Genomic DNA, 19,862 nt, shown 5'->3' with positions numbered 1-19,862 from the left:
AGCTCCGAAAAAACAGGTAAAAGTTTTCACCTGCTGTAATCGCTTCCTTTCGCCCCCATCATAGCCCTCTGTTTTTTCTTTGTCAATATCTGGGACACAGCGATATTGGGGATGCCTGTTTTTTCGCGCGTTGCGTCCATTCGGTATGGGTATTGCTAAAAAGCTGGCCGGTCTGGAACATTTGTCCAATTAGCATTCCTGTTTTTCCGTGAATTCAACGGGTGTGCTATATTGCCTGGCCATCACAACGCAGGAAACCGTTTTTTCCCACGCGTTCTTCTTTTACCGGAAATTGAAACCCTTATTTTATCCCTGTTCCATGCCCAGCAATTGTTTGGCGGTATGTTGATCGGTAATCAATACATTTGCATAGCCGGCTGTAAGTGCCGTATGGGCAGGAAGGACTTTTCGCCTGCCGCCCGCAACGAGGATGGACCATTCCTTTTTGCGCAGCTCCGCAAGTTCAATGCTCACCGTCCGCTTGTTAATCGCTGTGTCACATATTTCCCCGTTTCGGTCTATAAACCGTGAGCACACATCCCCGACAGCTTTTTCCATCAGTTTTTCTTTTTCCGCCTCGGTAAAATAACCGAGCTTAAACAGCAAGGCTTCTTCATCTGCAGCGCCGACCGTAAAAATGGCTGCCTGGGCTTCCCTGCCTTTCTCGATAATTTTTTGGATGGATTGATCTTGCATGACAATCTCCATGGCTTCTGCCTTTTCAAACAACAGCGGTAACGGAAAATAGACAGGGAGCGTCTGCAGGGCATTGCCGAAAAGCATTAACGTTTCCCACGCGTACGTGTTTACATGCGAAAAACTTGTCCCGCCTTTTAACTGTACCACTTCTGCCCCTTTTACATGCATTTTCGGAAGTTTTGCCGCGACCTCATAGATGGTCGATCCCCAGCTGATGCCGATGCTCATGCCGTTTCGGATCAATCCGCTTACATATTCGGCCGCCCGAATGCTCACATAATGCAAGATGGTTGCCGGATCTGATGCAGGTGAAAACGCGACACAGGCTTCTTTCAGGTGGTATTTTTCAGCCAATTGCTGCTCGAGTTGCTGCAAATCCACGAAAGGGTCCGCAATTTTGATTTGTACATATCCCTTTTCTCTCGCGTATTGTAGCAATCTGGAAACCGTCGGACGAGATATTTTTAAATGTTCAGATATTTGCTGCTGGCTGTAGTTTAGTTGATAATAGAGCTCTGCCACTTCAATGCTTAACTTGCTTTTCTCCATTTCTTTCTTCATCAGGTTCCCCTCCCCGGCCTGATACAAAAATGAGCACTTTGTATAAAATTTTTGTGGAAAATCGTGAAACGCGGCAGCACGGCTTGGAATGCAAACATGCAGCAGCTCTTTCTGCCTTTATTTTAACCGTTCTTCTTTACATTTGGCAATCGGGTTTGTGAAATTATTTTCATGTCTGCGTTTACAAACTTTCGCGAGCGTGTTATATTGGCACTAGTATTCAAGATACATCTTGGTTTGACCTTTTTTTCTCCTTTTTGTACAATTCAGACATGCTGCATCCGGTCATTTTGTACGGATGACAATTTCAGTAAAGGAGCATCATAAAATGAGCACACATATTGGCGCAAAACAAGGCGAGATTGCTGACACGATCCTGTTGCCGGGAGACCCGCTCAGGGCGAAGTATATTGCGGAAAATTTCCTTGAGAACGCAGTATGTTATAACGAAGTAAGAAATATGTTCGGATTTACGGGAACGTATAAAGGCAAAAAAGTATCGGTCCAAGGCACAGGCATGGGCATTCCTTCGATCTCGATTTATATCACAGAACTGATGAAGGATTATGGAGTGCAAAATTTGATTCGTGTCGGGACATGCGGCGGCATTCAAAAAGATGTTAAAATCCGTGATGTCATTTTGGCCATGGGGGCATCGACCGACTCCCAAATTAACCGGAAAATTTTCGGTGCAATGGATTACGCACCGCTGGCAAATTTTGACTTACTAAAAAGCGCATATGAAAGCGGCGTAGAAAAAGGATTGAATTTGAAAGCCGGCAATGTGTTCAGTGCGGATTTATTCTATGATGACTACGCTGATCACGAAAAATGGGCACAATACGGCATTTTGGCCGTTGAAATGGAAACTGCAGCCCTTTACACGCTGGCAGCCAAATATGGCAGAAAAGCACTGGCGATTTTAACGGTCAGCGACCACCTATTAACAGGGGAAGCGACAAGTGCTGAAGAACGCCAGACCACATTCAATGACATGATCCGCGTTGCTTTAGATGCTGCTGTAAAGTAAGCAAAAAATGTTGCCGGCCGGTTTATCGGCCGGCTCTTCTTTTTCCCAGAATCCATTGCCCTCCCTGGTTTTTCTTCCCTTTCCTGTAAACTGAAAATTTAATCTTTGAAAATAATTTTATGTTTGCGTTTACAACTGTTCAATTCGGTGTTATATTCACTTTGTGAAACAGAACACAGCCACCCTGCTTTTGTTTGAACTTTTTCCAAAAACATTTGAAGTTTCAGCATAAAAGGAAGTGTACAAACACACTTACGCCTCCATGTTGAAAGCTTCATAAACGTGTCGTTTATCTTAATGGAAAGAAGGTCTATGCCATGTTCGGATATTTGCTTCTCAACATCGTTGGCATTTTGGTATTTATTGGCGTCGCCTATTTATTATCTAAGGATAGAAAGCATATTCAATGGAAATCCATTTCTTTAATGGTTGTCCTCAATATTTTCCTGGCTTGGTTTTTAATCCGTTTTCCGGTGGGGCGCGCCATGGTACACGGGGCAGCATACGGTTTTAACTGGCTTGTGCAGACGGCTTACGACGGTATCGGGTTTGCCTTTTCAAGCTGGGTGCATGTCAAACAAATGGACTTTTTCGTCAGTGCGTTGCTTCCGATTTTGCTCGTCGTTCCTTTATTTGACATTTTAACTTATTTCAATGTATTGCCTTGGATCATCGGCAAACTCGGATGGATTTTGTCCAAAATTACTGGCCAGCCGAAATTCGAGTCGTTTTTCTCTGTTGAAATGATGTTTTTGGGCAATACGGAAGCGTTGGCGGTTTCCAGCCTGCAAATTAAAAAGAACAGCCCGAAGCGGAATTTAACGCTGGCGATGATGTCGATGAGCTGTATTACCGCAGCCATTGTCGGGGCCTATACACAAATGGTGCCGGGGCAGTTTGTGCTCTCTGCCATTCCGCTCAATATCATCAACGCTATTATTGTTGTCAACATCTTAAACCCTGTAAAGATCGATCGGGATGAAGATAAAGTAGTGGAAGTCAAAAAAGAAGAAAAAGAACCTTTCTTTTCTTTCCTTGGCGACTCCATTCTGGCAGCGGGCAAATTGATTTTGATCATTGCCGCTTCTGTTATCGCATTTGTCGCTCTTGCCGCATTGATTGACAAACTTCTGATGCTCATCGCACCTTGGCTGACAATGGAATCGATTTTGGGCATCATCTTGTTCCCATTCAGCTTTTTGCTCGGACTGCCGGCAGACCAGGCTTTCCAAATGGCACAATATATGGGGACGAAGCTGGTTACCAATGAGTTTGTTGTAATGGGTGAAATTGCGCCAAAAGTCAACACGTTCGCACCGCATTTCCGTGCCGTCCTTTGCACGTTCCTGATTTCTTTTGCGAACTTCTCGACACTGGGAATGGTGATCGGTGCGTTTAAAGATTTGTCGGACAAAGCAACTGTACACCATATTTCGAAAAATGCAGGCTATTTAATCCTTTCCGGTATCCTTGTCTCGCTTTTGAGCGCCGGCCTTGTCGGTTTGTTTGTATGGTGATAGGATGATCATGTGTAAAATTTTCCCTGAAACCAGGGGGGCTTCGTTCCGGAAGAACAAATTTTAAAAACTCCGTGCACCCTTCCTGTTCGCGGATGGGGTGTACGGCTCTTTAGATGGGGTCTCCTTCTCTATCTGATGCCTGGACAGATGGTGAAGAGATGTCGAAGAAGCCGCTCGTTTTCCGACTTGTTGCTGGCTTTTCATCTTTCCGCTGTTTGAAAAAACGGTTTCTGTCTGTTCATGCCGACTGGAGGTGTAGCAAACATCCCGTTCTAAACAGGCAGGAATCAGCGGTTGCCAATAGAACATACAAATAAAAAGGGAATGAATCAAAATGTCTCATCACCAGCTCTATCATGATCGTACGCTGTCTTCCGGCCGGCCATCCTTATGGCAGGCCTTTTCTGATAAATCCATTATAAAAAGAGAAATCACGGCCGGGATGACCGGTTTTTTCGCCATTTCGTATATCATCATTGTCAATCCGATGATTTTGGCGGATGCCGGGATCCCCGTCAATTTAAGTGTATTTGCCACCATCCTGTCTTCTGTAGCAGGCTGCCTGATGATGGGATTTTGGGCCAATGCCCCGATCATCCTGACGCCCGGAATGGGAGTCAATGCCTTTTTTACGTATACGATTGTCGTCAATATGGGATTGTCGTGGCAACAAGCGCTTGCGATTTCCATGATGGCCAGTGTGCTGTACATGCTCGTGGCTTTTACAAAACTGAGCACGGTGTTATCGGCTGCCATCCCGGCTTCCTTAAAAACCGGCATTACAGTCGGAATCGGGTTGTTTCTTGTTGAAATCGGGCTGGAAAAGGCGGCGCTGATCCAGCCGGGGAAAGCTTCATTAATCGAGCTCGGTTCTCTCACCAATCCGAATGTCCTTCTTTTCTTGTTCGGCCTTTTTGTCAACTTGATGCTTTTTATCAAAAAAGTAAACGGCGGATTTTTGATTGGCATTGCAGTGACGACGATTACCGGCATCCTGTTTGGCATCCACGGCAGCCAGTCCGCACATGTGTCCTTAGCCGATTTTACGAGCTATGGCGCAATTGTTGGGAAAGGAGATTTCTCACACCTGCTTTCTCTCCCGTTTTTGCTCGCAGTCTTTTCCATGTCAATGATCCTCATTTTTGAGTCGATGGGCATGTTGGAGGGCATCCTCCCCGATAAAAGGAACTTTAAACGGACTTTCGAAGGGAGTGCTGCGACAAGCTTGATTTCGGGGATATTGGGCACAAGCCCGACCGTTGCCGCTGCAGAAAGCGCGGCCGGAATCGAAAGCGGCGGCAGAACGGGGATCATGGCGGTAACAGCCGGCATTCTGTTTGCCTTATCGCTTTTCTTTACGCCGCTGTTGGGTTATATTCCGCAGGCTGCCATTGCGCCAATTATCGTCATTACCGGCGCCATCATGATGCAGCAGTTAAAAGACCTTCATTTCGATGATTTCAGCAGCTGGTTTCCGGCATTTTTGATCATCGTGCTGATCCCTTTTACATCCAGTATTTCTACCGGCCTTTCTTTTGGCTTTGTAGCTTGGCCCGTTCTGAAAATCCTGGAAGGGAAGGCAAAAACATTACACCCTGTGATGATCTTGTTAGGGGCTTTATTTCTGATCAACTTGATCTGCAGCGCTTTATTATAATTAGGAAGAAAAGCGAAAAACCCGTCTGGAAATGAACTTTCCAGACGGGTTTTTTTGAGGGGTTTTGTGCCACCGGCGAATTTCTTTTTGCTTCATTGACTCCGTGAAAGACATTTCACGCTACAGGCAACAGTCTTTTGTCCTTGATAACCCCGATGAAAGACATTCCCAGACGTGGGCAAATCCGTTTTGTCCTTCATTGACTCTCTGAAGGACATTTCCGGACCCAACCAATCTCCTTTTGTCCTTCATAGCCTTTATGAAAGACACTTCATACAGCGGCCAACTCCGGTTTGTCCTTCATCCGCGCCGGCCACAATTTTTCATATCCCTTAATGCAATGCTCCGCCTGTTTCCACCAGATCTTTTTCGGTCGTGGCGGAGACGGAAACAGCAATTTCAAGCGCTTTGACGATCGTTTCAAGGGACATGCTTGGAGCGCCTGTTTCGGTTGTTTGTTCCGGAATATAAGGCACATGGATAAAACCTGCGCGGGCCGATATGTTGTTTTTTGCCAGATGGTGCATGACGCCGTAAAACAGGTGGTTACAGACAAATGTGCCTGCTGTGTTGGAGACAGCAGCCGGGATTCCCGCCTCCCGCAGCTGCCTCGTGATCGTTTTAATCGGCAGCGTTGACCAATAAGCCGCGGGGCCGTCCGCTGCAATCGGGACGTCAATGGGCTGATGATGCTGATTGTCCGGGATACGGGCATCATCAATATTAATCGCCACACGTTCCGGCGTGATTTGCGTGCGCCCGCCTGCCTGTCCCACACAAATGACAACATCGGGCTTTTCGCGTTCAATGGCCTCAGCAGCGGTCCGGATCGATTCGTGAAATACGGTCGGCACTTGCTGCGTGACGATGCGAATGCCTTCCATATTTTTTCCGTCCAATTGCTTTACCGCTTCCAGGGCAGGGTTTACTTTATCCCCGCCAAAAGGATCAAAACCGGTTAAGAGTACTTTTTTCTCCATTTTCCTCTCCTCCTTCAATAAAGTGCCATGATCTCTCATTTACTCACGAATAGGTATTGATTTACCCCATACCTCTAAATGGATCTCATCCTATTTGACTAACAGATACATCAATACAATGTTAAATGCAAGTGTCAGCAGCGCGGTTGGCACTTGTACACGGATGACATGGTTTTTATCTTTTAAATCCAATAGCGCAGCCGGCACAATATTAAAATTCGCTGCCATCGGGGTCATGAGCGTGCCACAGTAACCGGCGAACATCGAAAGGGCTGCAATCTGGTCCGCATTGGCACCGAACCGCTCGATCAAAAACGGAATCGCAATCCCGGCCGCCATCACCGGAAAAGCAGCGAACGCATTGCCCATAATCATCGTAAAAAGCGCCATCCCAACACAGAAAACGAACACGATCCAGAAAACCGAATTTTCCGGAATCACTTTTGTAATCAGGCCTGACACCACTGTGCCGACCCCTGCTTTTGTAAAAATGGTACCGAGTGTCGCCAGCATTTGCGGAAGGACAACAGCCCAGCCGATTGCTTCCAAAAGACGCCGTGATTCTTTAAACGTGGTTTGCGGACGGCTTTTTGTCAGCATCATTGCGGTAAGGATGGCAATGATACACGCCACTCCAAGCGCGACAAGCGTCGGATTGGATGGGTCCAGCAAAAGACGCGAGCCGATTTTCACATTGACAAGCAATTTTGAGCCCAATACGGTTAAAACCGGGATGAGAATTGCCGGCAGAAAAAGCCGGTTTCCCAACCGCTTGCGGCTTTTTTCCCGCTCATCCGCACTCACCCCGTTGTAGCTTCCCTTTTGCAGGCCGCCAAATGCGACAATTGCCACCATGGCAAGTACCATCAACCCGGTGTAAAAAGGCGGGATCACTTTTCCAAATAAGAGCGTAACGGCATAAATCAGGTAAAAAAGGCCGGACGGGATGCGCCTACTGTTTGCCTGATCAAAAAAAGTGTAGGCAGAGCAGAAAAAGCAAACGATTCCCATGATGATATAAATCCACTCAGTTGAAATGATCATTTTTCCACATCCTTGCTTCCGGTTTTTCCAAGCTTGCGGTCCAGTTTCCGGTCAAAGAGGCGGAGCCGGATGGAATGGACGATAAATACAAATATGGCTGTCGGCAACCCCCAAAGCGCCATCGAAATCGGATCCGCTTTAATGCCGTTTTGGTCAAAAAATCCTTTCATTAAAAGAATGGCGCCGACCGCAACAAAGATATCTTCTCCGAAAAACAGGCCGATATTATCGGCAGCAGCCGCCTGGGCACGGATTTCTTCTCTGTCTTCTTCCGGAACATCGCCGTAATTTGCTTCCGCCGCCCCTTCAGCCATCGGTGCAATGAGCGGCCGCACTGTCTGCGGGTGCCCGCCGAGGCTGTTCAGGCCGAGCGCTGCGGCAATTTCACGGATCAGCAGATAAAACGTGAGGATTTTACCGGCCGTTGCTGCTTTGATTTTGGAAACGAGATGTTTCGCCTGTTCCTGCAACCCGCTTCTTTCCAAAAGGCCGATCACCGGCAAGGTAATAATTAAGATGGACATATAGCGGTTTGTTGTAAAAGCTTCCCCGAATTGCGTAATCAGTTGTTTCAGCGGGAGGCCCGCGATCAATCCGGTGACAAGGCCCGAAACGGTCACAACGACCAGCGGGTTAAATCTGAGTGCAAATCCAATGATAATCAGTGCAACACCGATCAATACCATACCCGTTCACTCCTTTTCTATATACAGATAACCCCCGCCCGTACTTTTTGTTCTGTAATCTTTAAGGCGGGGGAATTCACGTGTGATAGGAAAATGTATAATTTCAATCTGCAGCAGTTCCGCGGTGATTTGTTAAACCAATCGGGCATATGCCGCTGTGCTGCTTGTTTTCTGCCAGCAGTTGGTTGGGCCCGGCTTTGCGAGTGATGGTTATGAATGTTTAACCCTTGCAGACTCACAAATATATTGGCCATATGCATTGGACCGGTTTTACGTGGAGAGACTGCGATTTTTCGGGATAAGCCGTTGTGCTGCTTTCCTCCCATTCCAAGGGTGGCGGTCGGAATTCCAGTTGGCGCCACCCTGTTCAGCTCAAATGGCTGATTTTTTCTATCTTGATTCCTTCCCGTTCAAGCGACTGGCGGATAAATTCCGCGAATGCAAGCGCCTGTCTGCCGTCGCCGTGGATACAGATTGTATCCGCACGGACGCTGACATCTTCTCCTTGCACGGAGGTGACCACGCCTTCTTTGATCATCCGGATCACCTGTTTTGCCGCCGTTTCACGGTCTTCAATCAAGGCATTCGGTTCACGCCGCGGTGTCAAAGCGCCGTCTTGTTGATAAGTCCGGTCGGCAAAAACTTCGCTCGCCGTCTTTAAGCCGGCTTTTTCCCCGGCTTTCACAAGTTCCGAGCCGGCAAGCCCGAATAAAATCAGGTCGGGGCTGACATCATAGACCGCCTCCGCAATGGCTTCGGCGAGTCTCGCATCTTTGGCTGCCATATTGTAAAGTGCGCCGTGCGGTTTTACATGCCGGACGGTGCTTCCTTCTGCTTTTGCAAACGCAGCAAGGGCACCGATCTGGTAGACGGTCATGTCATAAGCCTCTTGCGGGGAAATCTGTATATTCCGGCGCCCGAACCCCATCAGATCCGGAAGTCCGGGGTGCGCGCCGATCCCAACCCCTTTCTCAGCTGCCATCCGGACCGTTTTCCGCATCACAGTAGGATCACCGGCGTGAAAACCGCACGCAATATTGGCGGAAGTGATCAAATCCAGTATTTCTTCATCTCTCCCAATGGTATAGGCACCAAAACTTTCGCCCATATCACAGTTCAGATCAATGCTCGGCATGTGTGCCCCTCCTTTTCGCCTGGTAGGCAATCGTTCCCTTCAACATGCGAATTTGTTTTTCTCTTTCTATATAAAGCAACTGTGCTTCCTGCAACGTTATTTTTTTAAACCGGAGCTTGTCACCCGGCTTCAGCTGGGCTAATAGCGGCAAATCCACAGAAGCAACCTGGGCGATTTTCGGATATCCCCCTGTCGTTTGCCGGTCTGCCAACAGGACAATCGGCTCCCCGCCGGACGGCACCTGGATGGTTCCGAAGCCGACACTTTCAGATAACATCTCCTGCGTCGCTTTTACCGTCAGTTTCGGACCTTCGAGGCGATACCCCATCCGGTCGGAATTTTGCGAAAGGCGGTATGGTTCACGGAAAAACGTTTCAATACTTTCTGCGGTAAATAAGCCCTCATGGCGGCCCGGAACGACCCGGATCGTTGGAAACGGACCGTAATCCGGCAGCATGTTTTTCGAAACAGACCATGCCGGCTGGTATTCAATAGATGCGGTCAGCTGCCTGGACACTTCCCCGGGGGTCCCGGTTTCAAGCACATCGCCCGCCTGGAGTGCCCGGCCGTTGAAACCGCCTATCTTCGCACGCAAGTAGGTTGACTTGCTTTTCAGCACTTCCGGGACGGATATCCCGCCGGAAACCGCCAAATAGACCCGGCAGCCGGTCCCGTCCTGCCTGAGTCTGAGTTCACTGCCGCTTTTCACTTTCATGGGCCGCCATAGCCCGACCGGTTTCCCGTCCAAAACAGCATGGAACCCGCTGCCGCAAATGGCAATCAATGTATCGTTCTGAAACTCCAGCACCGGCCCTGTGAGCGTAATTTCCAGTGTGGCTTCATTTTCCGGATTACCGGCAAGCAAGTTTGCGACTCTGTGGGCAAAAGCATCCATTGCCCCGCTTTGGACAACCCCGTATTTTTGGTAGCCGGACCGCCCGAGATCCTGCACCGTTGTCAGCATGCCCGGTTTGATAATTTTAATCATGATGGCATCTTCTCCAGTTCCCGGTATTCTTCAAGGCTCACCGGCCGGAAGCGGATTTTGTCGCCCGCTTGAAGGAGGCTTGGCCCATCCCGATCCGGCCGGAACAGTTTGACGGGAGTCCGACCGATGATTTGCCAACCACCCGGTGTTTCGATCGGATAAATCCCGGTTTGTTTTCCGGCGATTCCAACCGATCTTTCCGGAATTTTGAGCCGCGGCGTTTTTTTCCTGGGCGCTGCAATTTTTTCAGGCATGCCGCCGATATAAGGAAAACCGGGTGCGAATCCGATCATGTATACGGTGTAGTCGCCGGAAGCATGGATCCGGATCACTTCTTCTGGCGTAAGGTCGTTGATGCGGGCAACATTTTCGAGATCCGGCCCGAATTCGCCGCCGTAGCATACCGGGATATCGACTGTGCGCGGTTCCGGGATGAATGCAGGCTGTGCTTTTTCAAGAAGCCGGGTGAAATAGCGGGATACATATCTGTAGGGATATTCGCCAAATTTTGCATAAACTTTGAATGGGTCATACAGAACGGTGACAGTTGTGTAGGCGGGAATATATTCAATCATCCACGCAGGCGCCGCATTTTCGATTAATGAAACGATCGCCCGGACTTTCCTGTGGTTTGCAAGGTTGATTTCTTTCCCTGCTTCAATCAGGATTGCGCCGTCGCCTTCCGGAAACAATTGAAAATCCATATAGACGCCTCCATCCTCGTATTCATTTAAAGATTATTATCATATAATAACAAATGTTTTCTATTTTGTCACTGGAAAAAACCTGTCCGGCAATGCACACCGTTTCGTTTTGATTTGCCGCAAAGAAATAATAGCAGTTGGCAGCTTTAACGATCCCATTGCTTGAATCACACGACTGTATCCGTTTTCAATATCGTTTGTTAAAAATGCATCTTGAATCCAATACGGGAAGTTTGCAGATTGAATAGACGTGCTGATCGGGTTTTGTCCTACGAGAATGCTATTTTAAGATAATTTGGGAAAATCTTTCTATTTTTAACAATTCACTTTGTAAACTTTTATATTTTTAAATATACACCGGAATAAAAAGATAAGGCAACAATTGTGTATGTTTCGTTTCCCGCCATGTTGAAGCAGCGGGCTGCATGCCTTGTTCTGAACATGCACTGTTGTTCGGATGGCGCTGCGTTAAAAATGCACGAGGACTGCTATCCTGCGTTCTCTGCTGCATAGGCGTCTGGGCTGAAAAATTGCGCCGGTAGATTTTCAGACTTTTATGCGTGCTGCATTCTTTGCAGCATGGTGGTGCGCGGGGCACCCTATAGCGTGCATCATGTCAGGTGTAAGATGCGGAGGGACGTGAACGGCTCCCTTTATTTCTGGTATAGAAACACATTGAATATTTTTGCTAAAACGTTCTATAATGAAGTTACCTGCTTTTTACGTTAGAAACGAGGGGGTACTTCCTTTGGATAAACCGAAATTGTGGACGAAAGACTTTATTATGATTTCTTCCACAAATTTTTTTACGCACGTTGTATTTTATTTGTTAATGACCAGTATTGCCATGTACGTCATAACCGCCTACCATGCAAGTCAGGGAATGGCAGGGCTTGCAGCAGGAATATTCGTGCTGGCTTCACTCATTGCACGGTTATTTGCCGGGAAATATCTCGACAAAATCGGCCGCAAGCAGATGCTGGTCGGCGGATTAATTGTTTTTCTGGCTGTGATGTTGCTTCATTTTAAAGCTGATAGTCTCCTATATTTGATGGTCTTGCGTTTTATCCAGGGAGCGATGCACGGCGTGATTACGACAGCCGCCGGCGCCATTGTCGCGGATATCATCCCAAATGAACGGCGCGGAGAGGGTACTGGCTATTATGCGACAAGTATGAATTTGGCGATGGCTATCGGGCCGTTTTTAGGGATTCTGATTACCCGATTTGCCGATTTTCATATGATCGTGCTCGTGTCAAGCATCATTGCGTTCATTGATCTGATTTCTGGCATTTTGTTATCCGTTCCAAAACCGGCTGCTGGCCATGCAAAAGTTACGGAAATGGCTCGTTTTAAAGTAATAGATTACTTCGAACCGGCTGCCGTGCCGATTTCAGGTGCGGTTTTTGCCGTTACGCTTGCCTATTCCAGTGTGCTATCTTTCTTATCTTTGTATGCAAAGGACATTGGACTAACCGGCGCCGCCACTTATTTTTTCCTTGTTTATGCAGCAGCGCTCGTCATCACAAGGCCTTTTACAGGCAGATGGTTTGATGAACGCGGGGCAAATGTTGTCGTTTACCCGCTGTTTATTTTGTTAATTGCCGGTTTCGTCCTGCTCAGCCAGGCGCACAGCGGATGGATGCTGCTTACAGCCGGGGCTTTGATCGGGATCGGTTACGGCACCGTACAGTCCAGCTTCCAGGCAATTGCCATTCAGCTTTCGCCACCAAACCGGAAAGCACTAGCAACTTCGACGTTTTTCATTTTTCTTGACCTGGCAAGCGGATCCGGTCCTTATCTTTTAGGAACAGTTGCCGGTTTGATGGATTTCCGGATGCTGTATCTTGCGGTTTCGGGCTGGGTTGTCCTGTGTATTGCCGTTTATTATGCCGTCCATGGGAGAAGAGCAGCAGCCGGCAAAAACAAAACAGCAGCAGAAAGCAAATTTTAACAGGAGGGGTCACACATGACAGAACATCATTTTCATTTAAAAGCAGACTGGCCGGGGCTTCGCAATGATACAGGGAACATTGCATGCGGAAACCTGGTAACGAAAATTTCTATTCCTCCGGAGATGGGCGGTCCGGGTGTCGGCACAAATCCGGACGAAATGTTGCTCGGGGCTGCCGCAACATGTTATATCATTACGCTGGCGGCGATGATGGAACGCAGCAGCCTGGAGAAAGACAGTTTGACAATGGCATCAGAAGGGATCGTCGATGTGACCGACGGCGTATTTACGTATAAAAAGATCATCCACCGACCAGAAATTGTGCTGAAACCGGACGCATCCGAAAGCGATGTCCGGCTCGCGCGGAAGCTTGCAGAAAAAGCCGAAAAATCATGCATGATCAGCCGGGCCATTCAGGGAAATGTGGAAATGGAGCTTGAAGTTATGGTAAAAACAGCCGGCTAACTGGAGCGGCGGGAGGCTTTGCTTTATTCCCGCTTCCGATTTGCCTTTTTAAAATGTATTACAGAACCCTTCGTGTGAAGAAAGACATTGTTTTTTGCCGGGTATCTTCACGTAGACGTGCTCTATGTGAAGATACCCGGCAATTTTTCTTGCTTTCTTAACAGGGACGCCTTCTATGTTAAGAAAGAGCTGTGATTTTTCTCGCTTCCTTAACGTAGACGCCTTCTAGGTTAAGATAGAGCCGCAATTTCCTTCGCTTCCTTTACATAGACGCACTCTATGTTAAGAAAGAACCCCGATTTGCTTTGCTTCCTTTACATAGACGGCTTCTATGTTAAGATATAGCTGCGATTTTTCTCGCTTCCTTAACGTAGACGCCTTCTATGTTAAGATAGAACCACAGTTTTTCTCGCTTCCTTAACGTAGACGCACTCTACGTTAAGAAAGACCTGCAATTTTTCTCGCTTCCTTCACATAGACGCGCTCTATGCGGAGATAGGCCCCCAGTTTCCCACCGGTTTCTTAACGTAAAGGCCGGCTGTTTCGTCTGGGGTAGCGGGAGGACGGAAGCGGGAACGGTGAAAATGTCTCTTTGGGCTTCCAAAAGGATTTCATTAACAGGCCGGCATTCCCATGTAAAAAAGCAGCTGCCTTGTGCAGCTGCTTTTTTACAACACTTTGTCCAAAAAATCCTGTGCCCGGGTTGTTTTCGGGCGCGAAAAGAATTCATCCGGTGTGCTGTCTTCCAAAATTTTGCCGCCGTCAAGAAACAGGACGCGGTCAGCCACTTCGCGGGCAAAGCCCATTTCGTGTGTGACGATAACCATTGTCATGCCGGTTTGGGCAAGATCTTTCATGACGTTCAGCACTTCTTTGACCATCTCCGGATCAAGCGCGGATGTCGGTTCGTCAAACAGCATCAGTTTCGGTTCCATTGCCAGCGCGCGCGCAATCGCGACACGCTGCTTCTGCCCGCCGGAAAGGCTGTCCGGATATGCCTCTTCTTTTTCGGTCAGGCCGACTTTTCTCAACAATTCCCGGGCTTTTTCTTCGGCGGTTTGGCGGTTCATCTTTTTTACTTTCATCGGCGCGTAAGTCAAATTGTCCAGGACCCTTTTATGCGGAAAAAGATGAAAGTGCTGGAACACCATGCCGATTTCTGAACGGACTTTCATCACATTCGTTTTCTTATCGGTGATTTCTTCCCCGTCAATCCAAATCCGCCCTTTTGTCGGCTCCTCCAGGAAATTCAGGCAGCGTAAAAAGGTCGATTTTCCGGATCCGGACGGGCCGATGACAACGACGACTTCCCCTTTTCCGACCTCTGTTGAAATGTCTTTTAAAACTTCATTATGCCCGAACTGCTTATGGAGATGTTCGACTTTAATCACTGTATTTCATCTTCCTTTCTACTTGTTTGCCAAGCATGGTGAGGATAAAGACAAGCACCCAGTAAATCGCAGCGACAAACAGCAGCGGTTCAAAATTGTGATACGTTTGCGCGCCGACAACCTGGGCACGGCGCATCAAATCGAGATAACCGATGGTCGATACAAGGGCGGACTCTTTTGTCAGAGAAACAAATTCATTCATCAACGCCGGCAAAATATTTTTCATCGCCTGCGGTAAAATCAAGTCTTTCATCATTAAATAATACGGTACGCCGAGCGCCTGAGCAGCTTCGGTCTGGCCTTTGTCCACCGCCTGGATCCCGGCCCGAATGATCTCCGATACATATGCCGCAGAGTTTAAGCCGAATGCGAGAATAGCGGACGGAAACGGCTGGATATCGTAACCGGTCAGCTGTGGAATGGCAAAATAAATGAGCATCAGCTGCACAATGAGCGGCGTGCCCCGGAAAATTGATGTATAAATATCGCCTATCCATTTCAATGTTTTAATATGAGAAATTTTAAAAAGGGCAAAAATCGTGCCGAGCACAAACCCGAAAAGGATCGCAAAAAATACAAATTTTAAAGTTACCCATATTCCTTTTAAAATAAAAGGAATATAAGGCACAATTTGGCTGAAATCCAAATTCATGCCTTACACCTCACTTTGTTTGTTTTGAAAAAACAGCGCCCTGCTCAGCAAGGCGCCTGCATGCATTACTGTTTGTCAAGTTTCCATTTCTTTCTCAGCTCGTCCAGTTTCCCGTTCTTTTCCGCTTTTGCCAGCACTTTGTTGACTTTCGCCGTCAATTTGCTGCCTTTTGGCAAAGCAACGGCCATACCTGGCGAGCTCGAGGTCGGGTCGTCAAAGCCAACCAGGTTTTGCTTCTTGATATAGCCTTCTGCGACTGATTTATCAAGATAGGCTACTTGAATCCGTTTTGAAAGCAATTCTTCAATTAAGTTTGTGGAGTTGTCCAGCTTTTTGACCGTAAAATTGTACTTTCCTTTCAGCTTGTCCGCGCCCTCTTCCTGAATGGTGCCGAGCTGGACGCCGACGGTTTTGCCTTTCAAGTCATCCAGTGTCTTGACGGGGGAACCTTTTAGCGTAACAAACATTTCCCCTGAATGATGGTACGGGGTGGAGAAGTCAACGTTTTTGGCACGTTCTTTCGTTGCGGACATCCCGGAAAGGACCATGTCAACACGGTGCGATTGCAGCGCCCCGATCAGTCCGTCAAATTTCATATCTTTAATTTCAAGTTTGTATCCCAGTTCTTTTGCAATATACTTGGCGAGATCCGCGTCAAATCCGACCACATTTCCTGCTGTGTCTCTTGTTTCAAACGGGGCAAAGTCGGCTGAAGTGCCCATGATGAGCGTTTTTTCTTTTTTCGTATTACTTTTGCTGCTGTTTGTTTGGCCGCAAGCTGCCGCAATCACCATTGAAAATACAATTGCGATGCCTAACACGATCTTTTTCACAATGTTTCCCCCTATGAATATATCAGTCTTGGTAAGTATCTTTATTCAACAAAATGTATTTTAACACGTTGTGCAATGTTTGAAAAGATCCCTATTTTAAAAAATAAATGTCATTTTTTAGCTGTTTACCGGTATTTTTTTAACGTTTTCCGCAAACTCGCTTTTTACTTTTTCCAAAAGTTCCTGGTTTGTGAGAAGGTCAAACCCGGTCATAGCCAAAGCCAGTGCGCCGCTCGATAAGATCTGATGTGCATTGTCCGTAACCGTCATATCGGCAAATGCTTTTGTATGCGCGACAAGCCCCGGGGCATCTAGGCCGATATACGGGTGGATCGCCGGCACGACATGGCTGACATTGCCCATATCAATGGATCCGTATGAGGTTTTTGGCGGATTGACTTTTTTCACTTTTGTTTGTAAAAGGTTTTCCGTGAACCTTTTCGACAATGTCTCGTTTGTGATCATATTGTCATAACTTAGTTCGTAATTGGAGATTTGCACGGTGGCACCGGTCATCATTGCAGCTCCCTGTGCGATTCTTTTCACCTTTTCAACCACTTCGTTTAAAACCGCACGGGCCTTGGCGCGGACATAAAACTGGGCCACCGCCTTATCAGGGACAATGTTTGCGGCAATGCCACCTTCTTTGATAATGCCGTGGATACGGACATCGGAGGTGACATGCTGGCGGAGTGCATTCACGCCGTTAAACAGCTGGATCACTGCGTCGAGTGCGTTAATGCCGTCTTCCGGGTTCGATGCCGCATGGGCTGATTTCCCACGAAAGTCAAACTGGATCGCATCCATGGCAAGCGACTCACCGCTTTCATACGACTCATCGGCCGGGTGGACAATCATCGCGGCATCGATCCCATCGAAAATACCCTGTTCCGCCATCGCAACTTTCGCACCGTTCGTTTCTTCTGCAGGTGTCCCGAGCACCACCACGCGGCCGCCGGTTTCGTCAACCATTTTGCTTAAAAGCACACCCGCACCCGCGCTCATCGTTCCGATCATATTGTGGCCGCAGCCGTGGCCGACACCCGGAAGCGCATCATATTCGCATAAAAAGGCAACTGCCGGCCCTGTTTTTCCGCTGTCATAAACTGCTTTAAAAGCGGTCGGCCTGCCGACAATTCCTTTTTCCACTGAAAAGCCGTGTGACGCAAGGAAGTCCGTGAGTAATTTCATAGACTGGTATTCCTGGTCGCCAAGTTCGGGATGATGATATAAGTAGTCGCTCATTTCCCAGAGCTTGGACTCGATTTGACTCAAATGGTGTCTAAGCTGTTCCTTCATTGGATGGCCCCCTTGTATTGTTCGTGTGCGCCAAAGTTAATATTTATAAATAATATGTTATAAATATACATCACCTTTCCCATTCGGGCAACCCTTTTTTATAAAAAATACAAAAAGACCCCATCTTGCTTTCAGATGGAGCCTTCTTCGTCATATAAACTACTGCTATTCATGAAATGTTCCAGCCATACGGTTTGCAAATGTCCCGGTGCTCACCGGCACGGGCACAGCAACCATGCCGGCCGTCGCGGGGGCCGTAGATTTGCTGGATGTCCCGTGGCTTTTTTGCAATATGCGGGCTTCCTTATGCCATCATTTTGCAAATATCATTTGAAAATGCAACCGGGTCTTCAATCTCGAGCCCTTCAATCAGCCGCGCCTGGTTATACAACAGGTTTGTATAAAGCTTGCATTTGTCCTTGTCATGGGCGAACGCCTCTTTTAATGCGTTAAATACATCATGATGGATGTTAATTTCGAGCACTTTATCGGCTTTTACATTTTGTCCGTTCGGCATTGCGCTCAACACTTTTTCCATTTCAATCGACACTTCGCCGTCCGTTGTAAAGCAGACCGGATGCGATTTTAAGCGGTGCGAGGCACGGACATTTTTCACTTTTCCGTCCAGTGTCTCTTTCATAAATGCAAAGAGCTCTTTGTTTTCTTTTTCCTCGGCATCGGTTTCTTTTTTGTCTTCCGTTTCAAAACCGAGATCGCCGCTTGATACGGACCTGAATTCTTTTTCCTTATAATTCATGAGCATCTTGATCGCAAATTCATCGATGTCTTCCGTAAAGTAAAGGATTTCGTATCCTTTATCAAGCACAAGTTCCGTCTGCGGCAATTTTTCAATCCGGTCAATCGACTCACCGGTTGCGTAATAAATGTATTTTTGGTCTTCCGGCATGCGGCTTACGTATTCATCAAGCGTAACAAGCTTTTTCTCTTTTGAAGAATAAAACATCAGGAGATCCTGCAAATCTTCTTTGTGCGCGCCAAATTCATTGTATACCCCGAATTTCAACTGACGCCCGAATGATTTGAAAAATGCTTCGTACTGCTCACGGTTTTCTTTTAAAAGGTTAGCTAGTTCACGCTTGATTTTGTTTTTGATATTTTTCGCAATCAGTTTTAGCTGACGGTCGTGCTGGAGCATTTCCCGCGAAATGTTCAGAGACAGGTCTTCGGAGTCGACCATCCCTTTGACAAAACTGAAATAATCCGGTAAAAGATCCGGGCATTTTTCCATAATCAGAACGCCATTCGCATACAGTTCCAGCCCTTTTTCATATTCCGGCGTATAATAATCGAACGGAATTTTTTCCGGAATGTAAAGAATTGCATTGTAACGCACGGTGCCGTCAACTTTGATGTGAATATGCTTGACCGGTTTGTCAAAGCCGTAATGCTTTTCCATATAAAATTGCTCATAATCTTCATCTGTCAGCTCACTCTTGTTTTTGCGCCAGATCGGGACCATGCTGTTGAGCGTTTGTTCTTCTTTGACCTCTTCGTATTCATCATCGCTGCCCTCTTTCAGGCGCCTTTCCGTTACATCCATTTTAATCGGGTAGCGGATAAAATCGGAATATTTTTTCACAATGGCCCGCAGCCGGTACTCTTCCAAATACTGATCGTAGTCTTCATCCTCTGTGTTTTCTTTCAGCTTCAATATAATATCCGTACCGTTGCCGTTTTTTTCGCACGGCTCAATCGTATAGCCTTCCGCACCTTTCGACTGCCATTTATAAGCCTGATCGCTCCCCGCAGCCTTGGAAATGACGGTAATTTCATCTGCCACCATGAACGCCGAGTAGAAGCCGACGCCGAACTGGCCGATAAGATCATACCCGTCTTTCATTTCATTGTCATGTTTAAAAGCGAGCGAACCGCTTTGCGCGATCGTGCCGAGGTTTTCTTCCATTTCCGTCTCCGTCATGCCGATCCCGGTATCAGAAACAGTCAGCGTCCGGTTTTCTTTATCCGGGGTAATTTTAATGTAGTAGCTGTCTTTATCAAATGTTAAATTTTCATCTGTCAAAGCTTTGTAATAAATTTTATCAATCGCGTCGCTGGCGTTGGATATCAGCTCACGCAAGAAAATTTCTTTTTGCGTGTAAATCGAGTGGATCATCATGTCGAGAAGCCGTTTGGATTCTGCTTTAAATTCCTTTACCGCCACTTCGATCTCTCCTTTATATGTATAGATGATGGCAATGTCCCTTTAGCACTCCTAACACCAGAGTGCTAACATCTTATTTTTT

General features: G+C 47.2%; 17 protein-coding genes. 5 read left to right on the top strand and 12 right to left on the bottom strand.

Going from position 1 to position 19,862, the window contains the following annotated elements; translation table 11 throughout:
- Window positions 1-306 precede the first annotated feature (306 nt).
- Window positions 307-1,260: a sugar-binding transcriptional regulator gene (locus BCOA_RS25910; RefSeq protein ID WP_014096976.1), complete on the bottom strand. Its 954-nt coding sequence runs from the start codon at window positions 1,258-1,260 to the stop codon at window positions 307-309.
- 328 nt (window positions 1,261-1,588) lie between these two features.
- Here BCOA_RS25910 and deoD point away from each other — a divergent pair, with 328 nt between their 5' ends.
- From deoD to BCOA_RS25895, 3 genes are all read left to right on the top strand, one after another.
- The gene (gene deoD / locus BCOA_RS25905) at window positions 1,589-2,290 is read left to right on the top strand and encodes a purine-nucleoside phosphorylase (RefSeq protein WP_014096975.1); all 702 of its coding nucleotides are present in this window, start codon (window positions 1,589-1,591) and stop codon (window positions 2,288-2,290) included.
- Window positions 2,291-2,607: 317 nt separating this feature from the next.
- On the top strand, window positions 2,608-3,807 hold the full coding sequence (locus BCOA_RS25900; protein ID WP_014096974.1) for a nucleoside transporter C-terminal domain-containing protein: 1,200 nt from the start codon (window positions 2,608-2,610) through the stop codon (window positions 3,805-3,807).
- 337 nt (window positions 3,808-4,144) lie between these two features.
- A complete protein-coding gene (locus BCOA_RS25895; protein ID WP_014096973.1) occupies window positions 4,145-5,467 on the top strand; it encodes an NCS2 family permease in 1,323 nt (440 codons plus the stop codon).
- A gap of 332 nt (window positions 5,468-5,799) precedes the next feature.
- Here the strand turns inward: BCOA_RS25895 and pcp are convergent, their stop codons facing one another.
- The 6 genes from pcp to pxpB all read right to left on the bottom strand — a co-directional run bounded on the left by pcp (window position 5,800) and on the right by pxpB (window position 11,004).
- On the bottom strand, window positions 5,800-6,447 hold the full coding sequence (pcp, locus tag BCOA_RS25890; RefSeq protein ID WP_014096972.1) for a pyroglutamyl-peptidase I: 648 nt from the start codon (window positions 6,445-6,447) through the stop codon (window positions 5,800-5,802).
- A 90-nt stretch (window positions 6,448-6,537) separates the two neighbouring features.
- On the bottom strand, window positions 6,538-7,491 hold the full coding sequence (locus tag BCOA_RS25885; protein ID WP_014096971.1) for a DUF979 domain-containing protein: 954 nt from the start codon (window positions 7,489-7,491) through the stop codon (window positions 6,538-6,540).
- The gene (locus BCOA_RS25880) at window positions 7,488-8,177 is read right to left on the bottom strand and encodes a DUF969 domain-containing protein (RefSeq protein ID WP_014096970.1); all 690 of its coding nucleotides are present in this window, start codon (window positions 8,175-8,177) and stop codon (window positions 7,488-7,490) included. The genes BCOA_RS25885 and BCOA_RS25880 overlap by 4 nt, the downstream gene beginning before the upstream one ends.
- A 367-nt stretch (window positions 8,178-8,544) precedes the next feature.
- A complete protein-coding gene (locus BCOA_RS25875) occupies window positions 8,545-9,312 on the bottom strand; it encodes a LamB/YcsF family protein (protein WP_014096969.1) in 768 nt (255 codons plus the stop codon).
- On the bottom strand, window positions 9,299-10,300 hold the full coding sequence (locus BCOA_RS25870) for a 5-oxoprolinase subunit C family protein (RefSeq protein WP_014096968.1): 1,002 nt from the start codon (window positions 10,298-10,300) through the stop codon (window positions 9,299-9,301). Before BCOA_RS25870 ends, BCOA_RS25875 begins: the two co-directional genes overlap by 14 nt.
- Window positions 10,297-11,004, bottom strand: coding sequence for a 5-oxoprolinase subunit PxpB (gene pxpB, locus BCOA_RS25865; protein ID WP_014096967.1), 708 nt, complete (start codon window positions 11,002-11,004; stop codon window positions 10,297-10,299). Before pxpB ends, BCOA_RS25870 begins: the two co-directional genes overlap by 4 nt.
- 748 nt (window positions 11,005-11,752) lie before the next feature.
- On the opposite strand from pxpB, the gene BCOA_RS25860 reads away from it, so the two are divergent.
- The gene (locus BCOA_RS25860; RefSeq protein WP_014096966.1) at window positions 11,753-12,958 is read left to right on the top strand and encodes an MFS transporter; all 1,206 of its coding nucleotides are present in this window, start codon (window positions 11,753-11,755) and stop codon (window positions 12,956-12,958) included.
- Window positions 12,959-12,973: 15 nt separating this feature from the next.
- Window positions 12,974-13,423 (top strand): OsmC family protein, encoded by a 450-nt coding sequence (locus BCOA_RS25855; RefSeq protein ID WP_014096965.1) that lies wholly within the window; start codon window positions 12,974-12,976, stop codon window positions 13,421-13,423.
- 668 nt (window positions 13,424-14,091) lie between these two features.
- Here the strand turns inward: BCOA_RS25855 and BCOA_RS25850 are convergent.
- The 5 genes from BCOA_RS25850 to htpG form a co-directional block, all read right to left on the bottom strand.
- The gene (locus BCOA_RS25850; RefSeq protein WP_014096964.1) at window positions 14,092-14,814 is read right to left on the bottom strand and encodes an amino acid ABC transporter ATP-binding protein; all 723 of its coding nucleotides are present in this window, start codon (window positions 14,812-14,814) and stop codon (window positions 14,092-14,094) included.
- Window positions 14,807-15,466, bottom strand: coding sequence for an amino acid ABC transporter permease (locus BCOA_RS25845; RefSeq protein ID WP_014096963.1), 660 nt, complete (start codon window positions 15,464-15,466; stop codon window positions 14,807-14,809). Before BCOA_RS25845 ends, BCOA_RS25850 begins: the two co-directional genes overlap by 8 nt.
- A gap of 65 nt (window positions 15,467-15,531) precedes the next feature.
- Window positions 15,532-16,299 carry a transporter substrate-binding domain-containing protein gene (locus BCOA_RS25840; protein ID WP_014096962.1) on the bottom strand — a complete coding sequence of 256 codons (768 nt, stop codon included), beginning with the start codon at window positions 16,297-16,299 and terminating at the stop codon, window positions 15,532-15,534.
- Between the two features lie 117 nt (window positions 16,300-16,416).
- The gene (locus BCOA_RS25835) at window positions 16,417-17,598 is read right to left on the bottom strand and encodes a M20 family metallopeptidase (protein ID WP_014096961.1); all 1,182 of its coding nucleotides are present in this window, start codon (window positions 17,596-17,598) and stop codon (window positions 16,417-16,419) included.
- A 304-nt stretch (window positions 17,599-17,902) separates the two neighbouring features.
- Window positions 17,903-19,780: a molecular chaperone HtpG gene (gene htpG / locus BCOA_RS25830; protein ID WP_014096960.1), complete on the bottom strand. Its 1,878-nt coding sequence runs from the start codon at window positions 19,778-19,780 to the stop codon at window positions 17,903-17,905.
- Window positions 19,781-19,862 lie beyond the last annotated feature (82 nt).

This window comes from Heyndrickxia coagulans 36D1 (assembly GCF_000169195.2).
Lineage (GTDB): Bacteria > Bacillota > Bacilli > Bacillales > Bacillaceae_C > Weizmannia > Weizmannia faecalis.
This window is presented reverse-complemented; position numbering and strand designations above follow the sequence as displayed.